The 14172-nt window shown below is 37.3% G+C and carries 9 protein-coding genes; 3 read left to right on the forward strand and 6 right to left on the reverse strand.

Annotated features, from left to right (window positions below; all coding sequences use genetic code 11):
- Nucleotides 1-48: 48 nt before the first annotated feature.
- A complete protein-coding gene (locus H4J38_RS07010; protein WP_182130899.1) occupies nucleotides 49-1059 on the forward strand; it encodes an alpha/beta hydrolase in 1011 nt (336 codons plus the stop codon).
- Nucleotides 1060-1434: 375 nt separating this feature from the next.
- Here the strand turns inward: H4J38_RS07010 and H4J38_RS07015 are convergent, their stop codons facing one another.
- A complete protein-coding gene (locus tag H4J38_RS07015; RefSeq protein ID WP_182130901.1) occupies nucleotides 1435-1953 on the reverse strand; it encodes a hypothetical protein in 519 nt (172 codons plus the stop codon).
- Nucleotides 1954-2180: 227 nt separating this feature from the next.
- Between H4J38_RS07015 and H4J38_RS07020 the strand changes: the two genes are divergently transcribed.
- A complete protein-coding gene (locus tag H4J38_RS07020) occupies nucleotides 2181-2456 on the forward strand; it encodes an HU family DNA-binding protein (protein WP_182130903.1) in 276 nt (91 codons plus the stop codon).
- Nucleotides 2457-2574: 118 nt separating this feature from the next.
- Here H4J38_RS07020 and H4J38_RS07025 read toward each other — a convergent pair whose 3' ends face one another.
- The 3 genes from H4J38_RS07025 to H4J38_RS07035 form a co-directional block, all read right to left on the reverse strand.
- Nucleotides 2575-3531, reverse strand: coding sequence for a GGDEF domain-containing protein (locus H4J38_RS07025; RefSeq protein ID WP_182130904.1), 957 nt, complete (start codon nucleotides 3529-3531; stop codon nucleotides 2575-2577).
- A gap of 381 nt (nucleotides 3532-3912) precedes the next feature.
- Nucleotides 3913-6765, reverse strand: a complete 2853-nt coding sequence (locus tag H4J38_RS07030) for an EAL domain-containing protein (RefSeq protein WP_182130905.1) — start codon at nucleotides 6763-6765, stop codon at nucleotides 3913-3915.
- A 386-nt stretch (nucleotides 6766-7151) separates the two neighbouring features.
- Nucleotides 7152-8048, reverse strand: coding sequence for a LysR family transcriptional regulator (locus H4J38_RS07035; protein ID WP_182130906.1), 897 nt, complete (start codon nucleotides 8046-8048; stop codon nucleotides 7152-7154).
- A 111-nt stretch (nucleotides 8049-8159) separates the two neighbouring features.
- Between H4J38_RS07035 and H4J38_RS07040 the strand changes: the two genes are divergently transcribed.
- Entirely contained in the window at nucleotides 8160-9368 is a 1209-nt protein-coding gene (locus H4J38_RS07040) for an NADH:flavin oxidoreductase/NADH oxidase family protein (protein WP_182131248.1), read from the forward strand.
- A gap of 397 nt (nucleotides 9369-9765) precedes the next feature.
- Here H4J38_RS07040 and H4J38_RS07045 read toward each other — a convergent pair whose 3' ends face one another.
- Nucleotides 9766-11415: an AMP-binding protein gene (locus H4J38_RS07045; protein WP_182130907.1), complete on the reverse strand. Its 1650-nt coding sequence runs from the start codon at nucleotides 11413-11415 to the stop codon at nucleotides 9766-9768.
- A gap of 1024 nt (nucleotides 11416-12439) precedes the next feature.
- A complete protein-coding gene (locus H4J38_RS07050; protein WP_182130908.1) occupies nucleotides 12440-13726 on the reverse strand; it encodes a S8 family serine peptidase in 1287 nt (428 codons plus the stop codon).
- Between the last annotated feature and the right edge of the window lie 446 nt (nucleotides 13727-14172).

Below are 14172 nucleotides of genomic sequence, written 5' to 3' on the forward strand. Positions count from 1 at the left end.
TCAATTCAGTTTGTTGTTAACCTTCGTAAAGTAAAAAGGCCCTTTATAATGCACAGCACCAATAAGCAATTTATACAGTCGCAAAGCACACAACTACAAAGTAAACAGTTAGAAACCAAGCAACTAATGGCGGCGAAGTTTATGTCATACATGCTGCCTTTGCAAAAGCTACCACCGAAACTATTTAGAGTTTTATTTTCATTTATAGACCGGGTGCTTGGCCTCAAAAAAATTGAAATGTTTCAGGTTGTCGATTTAAACATCCCTATTAGTACTCATAACAGCGACGACACAACAATAAAAATACGCACATACTATCCTAAAATCGAAAAGCTTAAAAAAACATTAGTATATTTTCATGGTGGGGGCTGCGTAATTGGCAGTATTAATACCCATGATCGCTTTTGTCGATATTTAGCCAAGCACGGCAACATGAATATTGTGTCAGTAGATTACCGATTATCGCCAGAATATAAATTCCCCACTCCTATTTGCGATGCCATTGATGCTTGGAATTATATTAATGACCATGCTGAAAAACTTAATATTAATTCTGAATTCATTGGTGTTGGTGGCGATAGTGCAGGCGGATATCTCGCTTGTTTAATAGGATTGAATTCACTGCAAAAAGAGTTACCAGTGCAGGCCAAAGTAAAACCGAAATTTCAGTTTTTAATATATCCAATGTTAGATTTGCAAGGTTTGACAGACTCTTATCGTTCTTTCAATAAGCATTTAATTTTAACACGCGATCTGATGGATTATTTTATCCATCATTATTTAAATGCACCAGAAGAAGTAACCCTGCCATTAGTAAGCCCACTTCAAACAAAAGATATTAGTGAGTCACCAGACAGCTATATATTAACCCTAGGATACGATCCGTTAAGAGATGATGGTATTGCCTATGCTGAAAGACTAAAAGCGGCAGATATAAAAACTTATCATGAACATTATGATGATTGCATGCATGGTTTTATTTCAGTAACTAAACTGAGTGCTCGCGCCAAGCAGGCCACTCATAGTTTGGCTATGGCATTAAATAGCTTCAACGATTGAAAATAAATTATTAAAATAAATCAGTTTTATTGAGCGTTAACAAGCATTTTGGTCGAGTACTTTACAGCAGTTTCATTAGGGTTAAAGTATTGATGATATAATCAGCCGTCGACAACTCCGAATAAGTTCCCGAACTTATATCCGAAAAGTCAGTAGGGTTTAATGATTAACACAAGCTTATTGTCAGGACGAGTTAGCGTTACTTGTTAAGTGGGATAGTTAAAAATGTGGTGAAACTTGCCCATTAGATACCGAATTTGTATTCTTATATTATTATTAAACTTTCGGTTTATGAAAATTTTAAGCAGTTATTTGTTCTATATTGTCTAATCCTTTATTTCAAGCAGCCATTATTGGGCTGCTTGAAATACCGAGTTATTTTATCGGCACCATAATATGAGCATATGGAGTATCTCCCCACATAACATACGGTCCTCCTGATTGAGGATCTTGAGTTATTCCTTTTAACATCTCTTTAGGAACAATAATCATTAGGTGAGGACCTGTTTCTGTATAATCATCAGCGTTTTTATGATCAGGATGGTAAGGCGTTGCATTACTTACTCCTGAACCAATATCACCTTTTAACATGTATGAAATACCAATTCCATTTGCCTTGAAATCTGATTTAGAACCAACCGCGCTCATCATTTTCATCCAAAGCGCATCATTACACATAGGTGCTTTATCTCCTGGCATTGTGTCAGGCATACAAGTCCAATCGTTAGTTCCTTTTTGTAAAACTTTCCCATCTGAATCGACGATTGTAGCTTGTTGGCTAATGGACTGAGGTGCGGCGGCCATGGCTCGATTAATTTTGGTTTCGCTTGATTCTGCTAATACGGCAAAATTAACAGATAACAAGGATGTTATTATCAGTAATTTATACTTCATTTAATATTCTCCTTTTATCTTTTAACGTTATAACTCAATAATCAAGTTACAAGAATTGAAGTATAGGTTAAAAATAAATTGTCGTTAATAATACCTATGATGTGCTCAGCGAAACAGTTGACCTAAAAATCAACCAATCATTAATGAGGAGAAAAATTTTTATATTGCTCAATGCTCTGTTATTTCTTAATATGTTAAATACAACAATAAATAAGGAATAAAAAATAATGAACAAAAGTGAATTGGTTGCAAAAATTGCTGAAGGTGCTGACATTACAAAAGCCTCTGCTGGCCGTGCATTAGACAGCTTAATTGAGTCTGTAACAACTGAACTAGCTAGTGGTGGTGATGTAGCATTAGTTGGTTTTGGTACTTACAAAGTCAATGATCGTGCTGCTCGTACTGGTCGTAATCCTCAAACTGGTGCAGAAATCCAAATTTCTGCTGCAAAAGTACCTGCTTTTAAAGCTGGAAAAGCATTAAAAGACGCGGTCAACGTTTAAATATATTAGGTCACAATTGTTTATTCATACAGAACCTTACAACTTGTGACCTATTATTCTGCCAATATATAATCATAAAATAACGATTATGCCCGTTTATAATTTTACTTACCTGCGCTTAATAAACTTTATTTCTACCATTATTCTTGGCTTTGTATAAAGATATATCTGCACGACTAATCCATGATTCAGGTGTATCATCAATATTATACTCAGAAACACCTATAGATAAGGTTAATTTGATATCGTGAATAAACTTATGATTCTCAACAATATGGCGTATTTTTTCAGCAAGGTGTTTAGCGGTTTTTAAGTTCATACTCAATGGGGCAATAATAAACTCATCACCACCGTATCTGTAAAGTGAATCCAACACCCGTGTATGCTCTTTTACTAAGTTGCATACAGATATTATAATTTGGTCTCCAATAGCGTGTCCATATTCATCATTTATGTCTTTAAAGCCATCTAAGTCCAGTAGTATTAAGCACATTGAAAATTGTTCACGGCTCTGGTTAGCAATTACGCCCGATAGCTTTGTTTCTAATAATCGCCTATTACCTGAAGCTGTTAATGGATCTATGGTCGCAAGTAGTGCTAGTTCGCGTTGTTTATTATTGTATGCACGAAACATTACGAAGGATAGAGATGCCGTTAAAATAGTAGTGGATAAGATTGTTATGAACTCAATCAATTCTGTATGTGGGAAAACAATGATTAGCATTATAGACAACAGTATTGTGTTGATGATTTTTGCATGTTTTACTGGCACTAAATAGTGGATTGCAATAATGGTAGGGGCTACCCAAAGAATTTGTGATTGTCCTTTTATTGCTATACTTGTTAGGAGTGCAATAGCTAAAAAAATGGCATTTAAAATTCTTACAACAGCCGTTTTTCGGGTTATAAATATGTACGAAAAAAAAACTAATAATGTTATTGATATTATACCGTCAACAATAGCTAAAGTAATGTCACCGTAGTGCCAGCGTAATATTGCAAACGGGAATATGCATATAGAGCCAAGCAAATTGAGAAATAGCAATACTTTTTCCGATACCCCTCTTTCTATCATACAGTTTCCTTTTCCTGATGGTTTCCAATATTTACTTAGCTTAAAATCAGAGCACTTAAGTATATTAAAGCATTAATTAAGATCTAGGTAAACTTGTCACTGAGGAATATCAATAACATGAAAAGAATGAGGTGTTGGGAAGATGTTATAGGTGAATCCCCCTCTTAACTCTCTAAGGGGACCCCTCGGTACTATTTTCTTTCGTCGGCTTTTAGCACAAAGCAATCCAATTCTAATTTGTTTTCAATAACTGAGAATGTCCGTTTTGTGCGCATTGGAGAAGTTAGCTACTGGTTATTCTTTAGGTCAACTGATAGCCATAGCGGACATACCAGACTACTCTAAAATATCATTTCTGGTGAGGCTCAGTGGTCAAGTCAGTTATCCTTTATAAGCTTGCCAAGAGTCATCCGCTTTCCAGTTAGATATCCACTCAGGAATACCACTACTAGGCATGGGTCGAGCAATGCCATAACCCTGCGCCAACTCACAGCCTAGTTTCAGCAGTTCTACTCCGTGTTCGATTGTTTCGACTCCCTCTGCAATTACTTCTCGCTTGAATGCTTTAGCTAAGCCAACAACGCCTTTAACAATCGCTAGATCGTCTTCATCTTCTAACATGTCATGCACGAAGCTCTGGTCGATTTTAATCATGTGCGCAGGTAAACGTCTAAGATAAGTGAGTGACGAATATCCCGTACCAAAGTCATCTAAGGCAAAGCCTACGCCCAGCTCATGGCAAGCATTCATGGTCGCAGACACCTGACTGATGTCATTTAACGCACTGGTTTCCAGTATTTCCATTTCTAAATAGTGCGGGTTAACTTCGGGATGGGCTGCCAATAATGCTGATAGGCGAGTGGTGAAGTTATCTTGCTGTAATTGATAAGCACTAATGTTGACACTGATAGGCAGGTTAACGCCAATGCTTTGCCATTGGTTTATTTGGCTCAAAGCAGTGGCTATAACCCATTCACCCAGATCCAGACTAATGGCGTGACCTTCTATCGCCGGCAAGAACTCTAAAGGTGGGACTAAACCACGAACAGGATGCTGCCAGCGAATTAACGCTTCTACGCCGATCACTTCGCCGGTGTTCATATTTACCTTGGGTTGATAGTGCAGAAAAAACTCTCGTCGATCCAAAGCTGAACGAACATCAGCTATACTTTGCCCCCGAATAATGACAGCATTATTTTGGGCGGTATCAAACAGGTGATAACGGTTCTTGCCTGCGAGCTTAGCGATATACATAGCTTCGTCGGCGTGACGTATGAGTTGGTCTGCGTCTGCAGCGTCTTGTGGGTAGAGGGTGACACCAATACTGGCTGAAACTTGCATTACAGCATCGCCCAAAGTAACAGGGTCAGCAGCGGCCTTTAGTAGTCGTTTTAATACAGGCTCACTATCCTTGGACTTTTCTAAATCACCCATTACTGCGATAAATTCATCACCGCCAATACGTGCCAGCGTATCACCTTCACGTAATGCTTCTTTCATGCGATGTGCCACTTCAATGAGTAGTTCATCTCCTACATTATGGCCATGGCGGTCATTGACGGCTTTGAAGCCATCTAAATCCATAAATGCAACGGCCAATGACTTATTGCGGCGTTGACACTGCACCATGGATTGGCTCAGACGGTCAGCTAGTAATACACGGTTAGGCAGATTGGTGAGTACGTCGTAATGAGCCATTCGCTGTAGTTGCTCTTGATGCTCTGCATTTTCAATAATTTCAAGCTTGAGCTTTCGGTTCAAACGGACAAATATTAAAATGGCAATCAGCATTATAAATGAGGATATGGGAAGTACCCAAAGAAGAACGGTTGATAATTTAATACCTGTTTGTACCTTTACCGCCAACCAATTATTAGCAATCGCAGTTTTTTCTTTTTCGCTTATACTCAGAAAAACTTTATTGAGAATGCCGACCAGTGGCTCTAATTCAGTTCTCACTGCCATAGATATTTCTAAGTTATAGGGTGAAAAACCTGTGATAATGAGATCAGCAAATTGTTCTTTATTGATGGTGTAGTTGGCGCTTGAAATCTCAGAGATAAAGGCGTCGAACTTATTATTATTTAATTTACTAAGCCCATCGGTGATTGAATCAACAGGAATTATTGTTATTTCAGGATAATCAGTCTCAATAAACTCCACTAAAGCATACCCAGAAGGAATTCCTATGGCTCGCCCTTTCAAGCTCTCTAAGGTATCTGCATGAAATCCATTTTTACGAGAAATTAGTACGGTGGGTGAAGAAAAGTATGGCTCGGTAAAAAGCATTGACTTTTCACGCTCTTGAGTTCTAACAATGGCTGACATAACGTCAATTTCATTATCTTTAACGGCAGTGAGCAATTCAACCCAACTATAGTTTTTTTCTGCTTCAATCTTTAATGAAAGTGCCTTTGTTATATGATCAATATAATCGGAAGATAGACCTGAAAAACCACCGTTATCATCAACATATTCATAGGGATGCCCGTTGGAATTTATACCTAATCTTAGAGAAGGAAGTTGTAGCAACCATTTTCTTTCTGCCATGGTTAAACTGGTAAGAAATGTGTTATTGCTAAAAAAAGGTTTTATGGACGGTAACCACTTCTTTTCTAATTCAATGAGTGACTGTATTGGTATATTATTGATACCATCGTTTATTATTTTTAATAAACTAGGTTGTCCTTTAGCTAAAGCTGCATGGACAGTATTATTTAATAACACTTCGTCAGAGATGGTATATACACCATCTAGTCTTAATATCGTTAATTCGACTTTTAGGTTGGGAATTTCTCCAACAACGGCATCAACTTCATTATTAAGTAACTTTTTAATACCTTCTGAAGTATTTTCATACTTTACAAGCTTGAGTGACGGATATTTTTTGGCAATATAACTTTCTTGATAACTCTCAGCTTGAACAGCAACTTTTGCATCTGATAATCCTGAAAACTTAATATCTTTAGCATACTTATTGCTGAAAATGATTCCTGATTCAAGGTTATGAATAGGATTTGAAAAATCAGCCCATTGTTTTCTTTTATCATTAATGAAGATGCCCTGAATTATTGCACCTTTATTTTTTATTGTATCCATTGCAACATCGAATGGTTGCATGACTATTTCGATGGGAATATTATTTGATTTAGACCAAAGACGCCAATATTCAAGGTAAAGTCCTGTAGTTGTGCCATCTGGAAGTGTAAAACTAAATGGACTGGAATTTTCCACACCTATAATTCTGATACTTTCACGGGGTTCTCTTTTATCTTTAGCAGAACATAGGGATGAGAAAGAGAATATCAATAGTAAAGTAAGAATAGTCTTCATATGACTGTGCAATATCTCTTGTAATTATTTATTTGAGGGTGTCTTCCATCATGGAACTGGTTGAGGTTAATGATGGAATTACTTTATCTTACATTAAAAAATTCTCAACATCCAAAAGCACGGGTCTCCTCAAATTCTTAATGATCGCTCCTCGAACTTTGCTGACGATAGCTGTTGATTATTCTTTGGGTCAACAAATAGCCAAAAGAAGACGTTAGCTTTTGAGTTACTAACGGCAATTCGGAGCCTACAGAAGACATAAGCGATTATAATTTAGTAAGTAGATATCAACCTCCAAGTATTTGCGAGCACTTGTATCTAAGTAATTCCCTTAATGCTATTACTGCTGGGCTGACTTGTTTTCTACTTGGGCAGATTAGGTGGAGTTCTACTGATGGTGACTGATAATCGGAAAGGATCTGTACCAATTTTCCACTGCCTAAATCTGAAAATACATCAATATGTGCTCTATTTATTATGCCTTTTCCGCTAATAGCCCAACGTCGAACAATATCTGTATCGTTACTTACTTTATTACTCCCAACTTTGACTCTATAGTTTCCTGACTTATCCATATATTCCCAATTACTAAATAGATATCCATCTCTCTTATATAGTAAACAATTATGCTTTCTTAGATCTTCAGGTTGTGAAGGTTCACCATATTTAGATAGGTAACCCGAAGATGCACAAGTAATCCTATTCATAGTTGCAATAAGAAATGAAACCATTGTTGAGTCTTTGGGTTTACCATAACGAAGGACTACATCAACGTGATCTAGCACAAAATCTGAGAGGGAGTCACCTACATGTAAATCTATTGATAAGCTAGGGTGAAGTTCTGCTAATTCATCAATCCAAGGAAGAACTATATTACGCCCTAAATCCGAGGAAACCGATAATCGTAATTTTCCGCTTATCTTACCTTGCATCTGATGAGCTGCTATTTTCCCTTGCTCTAAGCTATTCAACGCCTGTCGGCAATGGTGTAGAAATTGTTCTCCTTGTGGAGTAATACGTAGTTGTCTAGTTGTTCTTATAAACAATTGAACATCTAGCTGTTTTTCTAATCGTTTAAGAGCGGAGCTGACAGCAGGAGGTGTTACACCCAACTGTTTCGCAGTTTCAGTTATGCTGCTGGTTTCAACGATTCGAATAAATAGACTTAGATCTGATATGTTCATTGTAAACTTATTTTTAATAGTGTCTTAAGTATTGATGTGTTTTTAGTTTATAGAAAATGGTTGATAATGTCTTAAATTCTTTATAAATATATTGATTAACAAGAGGTAATGATGACTAATTCAGCTATATTTGAAAATTTGCTTAATCACTCACTACAACTACCATGTGGCGCAGTTATTAAAAATAGATTGGTAAAGTCAGCAATGTCAGATTCGCTTGCCGATGGTGAAGGTAATGCTACAAATGCTCAAGTTCGGCTTTATGAAAGATGGGCTGAGGGTGGAGTTGGGTTATCTATTATAGGAGAGGTGCAGGTAGACCACCGTTATCCTGAAAAACCAGGAAACTTAGTTTTAGAAAAGGGAATAGATCTAGATATGTTACGTACTTTAGCCTCACGGGCCTCAATTAATGGCGCTCATATATGGCCTCAGTTAGGTCATGCTGGAGGGTTGTCTCATTTACCCATAAGTAAACCCAAAGGGCCTTCCGCCCTCAATCTTGATAATTTTGAGTGTGCCGGAATGTCGGATGTAGAAGTATCTCAGTTACCTGAAATATATGCTAAAGCAGCAATGATCGCGAAAGACGTTGGCTTCACAGGCATTCAAATCCATGCAGGTCATGGCTTTTTACTCAGTCAGTTTTTATCTCCACTATTCAATCATCGTCAAGATAAGTATGGTGGTTCTATAGTTGCACGATGCAAAATTATTGTGGAGATAATTGATAAGGTCAGAGATGCGGTTGGTGATTCATTTCCTATAGGAATTAAAATTAACTCAACAGATCAGCTGGAGGGTGGTTTAACACAAGAGGATGCGTTAGAAGTTATCCGCATTCTCGATAATACCTCGATTGACTTAATAGAATTAAGTGGGGGGTCTTATTTCCCAGGAGCAAAACCTAGTTCTGAAGGAGCTTCAAATGGGCCATATTTTATCGAATTTGCAGCAAAAGCAAGATGTCTAACGCTTATACCTTTAATGGTAACGGGAGGCTTTAAAACTTGCGATCAGGCTGTAGAATCACTGGGAACTGGCGCTGTCGACTTTGTAGGTTTAGCGCGAGCATTAGTCATTAACCCAAACATTGCGAATGACTGGCTAACAGGCACAAATAATGAGCCTGACTTCCCTAAATTCAAAGCGCCACCTTCTGGCGGAATAACGGCATGGTACACGATGCTTTTATCCGCAATTGGAAGTGATAACGATGGTGATTTCAACATTGAACTTTCATCCGCTATTCATCATTACGAGAGTCGTGATTATGCACGCTGTGCTCAATGGAAGGAAAAATTTTCGATTAACGAATAGCTAGCTATTAAGCATTATTTAGACTAGTAATTATAAAATGAAAAAAGTCAGAGACATTTGTTATCTTCTTTTAAATAGGAAACTACAACGCCTTTGCTTAACAGAGGCGTTTTTATTTCGATAATAGTGGGCACATGTACATAGAATTAATATGTCGTTAATCGTTGTATTAACTTTTTATCGTAATAGCTGCCGTTATATAAGGTAAGGCTAGCGTCCGCTATCGTATCAAAGTGAACATAAAACGGGTTGGTTTTGACCAATGAATTAAGTCAGGTTTGTGCGCTAAGCGGAAATTAGCAGCTAGCTAATCCTAACGTCGCTTCAAGCCTCAAAGACGACTGTGGAATTTTGATTATCATAAATAAGAACGCCATCAACAGAATTAACGTTCATTTTATATGCTAGCTATCTCGGATTCCCAAATAATATCACCGAGTAACTCACCATTTATTAATTGCATATACTTTTGTTCAATAGCGTTTCGTTTAATTTTTAACGTGGGTGTTAATAGCCCGTTATCTATATCCCATACCTCAGAACAAACGAGAATGTAATCTAATTTTTGGTGACTTTCCAATTTATTATTTACATCTGTTAATATGTTTTTTAATCTTTCAACGGCCTCAGAATTTTCTTTTGAAATTGAATTATTTAACACCACGATTGCTACAGGTTGCTTTAAGCCTGATCCCATCACACAAACCTGATCTATATCGGTATTGGCGCTTAGCATACTTTCAATCGGTACGGGCGTTACATATTTTCCTTTGCTCGTTTTAAATTTATCTTTTATTCGGCCGACAATTTTAAATGCACCAGTGGCAGTATTTTCACCACAATCACCCGTGTGAAACCAACCATCGGTAAACGATTCTAAGGTGGTTTCAGTATCTCGATAATATTCACTAAATACGGCATCACCTTTAATTAAAATTTCACCTTCTTCAGAAAGTTTCATCGTTACGCAACTAATTGGCTTACCAATTGTTCCTAAGTCCCTTTTGACAAAGGGTAGGTTAATACAAGACATGCTGGACGACTCTGACATGCCCCATGCTTCACTAATATTAATTCCTAATTTTTCATACCAATGTAATAAAGAAAGAGGTATTGGAGCTGTACCTGAAGCAAAGTACCTTGCACATTCCAATCCTAATTTTGTTCTTATTTTTTTAGCTATAATTTTGTTAATAATTGGGATTGAGATTAAAAAGTTTAACTTTTTTTCAGGAATGTTTTTCAATATTTGGCTTTGGAATTTTGTCCATAGTCTTGGTACTGAACCAAAAACGGTTGGCTTACCGTAATTTAGGTCTTCAATAAACGTTTCAAGAGATTCAACAAAATAGATTTCATATCCTATGAAAAGTGATGACGCTTCTAAACTTCGCTCAACCACGTGCGCTAAAGGAAGATAAGACATTTGGCGATCATTCGACGTCATATTAAATTTTAATGCTGTGCTTTGTGCAGCCGACATCCAGTTTTTATAGGTTAATACAACACCCTTCGGCTCGCCCGTTGAACCAGACGTATAAAGTATGGTGGCGGTATCATCTATCGACGCTTGATGAACGTTTTCAATAGGCGGATATTTGCTTAACCAAGACGTAAATGATTCTGTAGTTGAAGCGGTAGGGTAAGGAAAAGCTATACGCAGTACATCGCTATTAATTGCTGATTCGGCTGCGCTTGTGTCGTCTAATTTACCTACGAATATGGCTTTCAAGTCTGCGTGTTTAATTACAAAGCTTATTGTGTTGTGGTGCGCAGTTGAAAAAATTGCTACAGGTATATAGCCAGCCATCATTATCGCTAAATCGCTGATAATCCAATGGGCACAGTTTTTTGATAAAATACCTATTCGCGAACCTTTTTCATATCCCTGCGATTGTAAGCCCTTTGCAATACAACGTGCTTGATGCTCTACCTCTGCCCAAGTGAACTTTTGCCAATGCCTTTCAATGGGTTGGTGCAAATAAACCTTGTCTGGATTATTTTTACTCTGCTTTAGTAAGTTTTGAACAGGAGTTGTATATGTCATGGGTAGCACAATATCCTTATAGAAAGTTAGACCTGTTATCACGCTTGAGTATTGTTTAAATTAATACTCATAGTTAATACGTGAGGTAGGAGCATCAAATGAGTGCATCAGCGTATAATTTATACAGGTTATTATATAATCATGAGTAAATCAGAATAGCTATTAATTCAAGGTGTTTTACCGATAGGTTTATTCTTTACCTCGTTTGAAAAATGTATAAAAATAGGATTTTCACTCTTCAAAAGGGTTTATGAAATGATATTTTTCATGGCTTTTTAATATGAAATTTTCACCAAGCAGTCATCACATTTCAACTTAATGACTGATGGCAATGGTAGCTGAACATACTATTTATTGTGATAAATACGTGTCTAAATTAGGTCGGCTTTCTCAATAAACTTGTCATAAGGAATAACCAAGGACTACGTCGTCTTTAAAGCTCAAAGTTACCGTTAATATAATCTCTTTGAATGTTAACTATGAGCCTGTTTTTCGTCTCACGTAGTGTGTACCAATTTAGAAGTATAGCTACCGATTTCTATGATTGGTGCTTATCGGTTATTCTAAATAACTCGTCGATTACTCTTTGAGACTCGGGGTTCTTAACTAACTCCGATTTATAAAGAATAATCGCTTCTTTGATCGCATCGTTATCTGAATAAAATTTCCCTATTTTCATTATAAAACCAGTGGAGTAATTTTTACCTTCAATAAAGCCATCAAATTCAGAAATTAGCATATTGAAGGAATTGAAATCACCTTCATTTATCGACTGGTTCAGCAAATAATGGTTAGTTTCATAATGTATATCGGTACTAATCTGATAATTTAAATTTTCGAAGTTGAGGTTGGAAAGCATATGTAACTTTAATTATTCCTACTGATAAAAAAACACGGATTGTAGAAAAATAGTTGGCTACAATATTGAAGTAACCGTTTTAAGTGACTGCCTCCCTAAAAATTAAAAAAGTCCTAACGAGTTAACGTTAGGACTTTACTATAAGTTTTGTTAACTAACTAAAAATTATAGATTATTTGCATCTAGAAAATCTTCTGTGTGCGGGTCGCCTGAAGTATTGCTAAAGCCATTTGTACTTTCAGCTGATTGTAATAAAGCAGCACGCGTATTTACAAAAGCACTGCCATTTGCTGCTTGTGGGTTGCTTGCTAAATAAAGAGCCGCCGCACCTGCAACATGTGGAGATGCCATAGACGTTCCACTCATTGTTGTTGTTCCACCGCCTTTACGAAGTGATAAAATGCTACCACCTGGTGCCGCAATAGCTACCGGTGCAGAATTATTACTAGTCCAGCTTGCACTTTGAATCCCCCAGTTTGAGAAGCTATTCCAATCGTCGCCTTCTTTGGCTGAACTAACTGTTACTACAGTATCAGCGTAACCAGCAGGAGTGTAATTTTCAGCATTATCACTGTCGTTGCCAGCGGCAACAACTACAACAACACCAGCATTACGAGCATTACAAATCGCTTCATGATATGAATCAATACCAGTAAAACCATTATTAGTACAGGTACCTGTTACACTTCCGCCGCCACCAATAGACATATTAACAACAGCGGCTTCGCCACGTGCTGTTACTTCAGATGTAACCCAATCAAGCGCAGCAATTGTACTTGAATTAGGACATGAGCCACGGCTTGAACAGATTTTACCAGCATGTAATGTAACACCTGGAGCCATACCGACAACATCTTGACTGTTATCAATTGCGCCTATCGTTCCACCAACATGAGTTCCGTGACCATGATCGTCATCCCATGGTTGACTACAGTCTTTACCTTTACAGTTTTCAAAAGCCATACCGTTGCCAATATTGCCAGCTAAGTCTGCATGATCGGAATCAAGACCTGTATCTAGTACATAAACATGTACGCCAGCACCGTTATTACTATTGGAGTCTGCGCCAGTACGCGAAATGCCCCAAGGCATCACTTGTGGGGAAGGAGTACCGCCACCAGAACCAGGCTTTCCTTTGTTAATGCTTTTTTCACCATCAAATTCAACTGAGGCAACATTAGGATTATTACGCAAAGCGTTCAAACGACCTTCAGTAACTGAAGCGGCAAAACCAAAAAATGCCGAGCCATATGAAAATTTAACTGCTCCTACGCCCATACCAGCAGCAATATTTTTGGCATTGCTTTTGTTTGACTCGTGACCAGACACTGCTAAGTTAGCATTCAACTTCACGATTACATCTAGCTTTGATGTTGGGTTACCCGCTTGAGCAGCTGTTGTACTCAATGCTAATATTGTTGCTGCAGCAACATATTTTAATTTAAATTTCATTATTTACCCTTCATTATTATTGTTTAGTTTAAACCGTTTGCAGTTACTTCTTAGCAAATCTACAATAAGGCTAAATTAGGATGGCTGGTAAAAATAGTAAAAAAGCGACCATTATTGATAATATAACGTCATAATAAAATAAAATTTAAATAGCACTAACAAATAATAGAAGCTTAGTAGCCTTGGTTAATACTACTGGTTCTGCTACTGATTTACTGATCATTATAACTCGGTCCCATTAAGACATGACAATGGTGCAGGTATTGCTGAACATGTGATTAAGATGATTTCTGTACCCTTTTTACCACCAAGGAACAAGGTTCAAATTAGTTTGAGCCATCAAGTTGAGGCTCATGAATAAATTGTCACGACTGAAAAACCTTAGCGTTCACTTTGTTAAGGTTTTGAGATACCAGCTAATGCACAAAACCTATCAACAACTCATC

Source organism: Colwellia sp. BRX10-3 (genome assembly GCF_014077505.1).
Taxonomy (GTDB): Bacteria; Pseudomonadota; Gammaproteobacteria; order Enterobacterales; family Alteromonadaceae; genus Cognaticolwellia.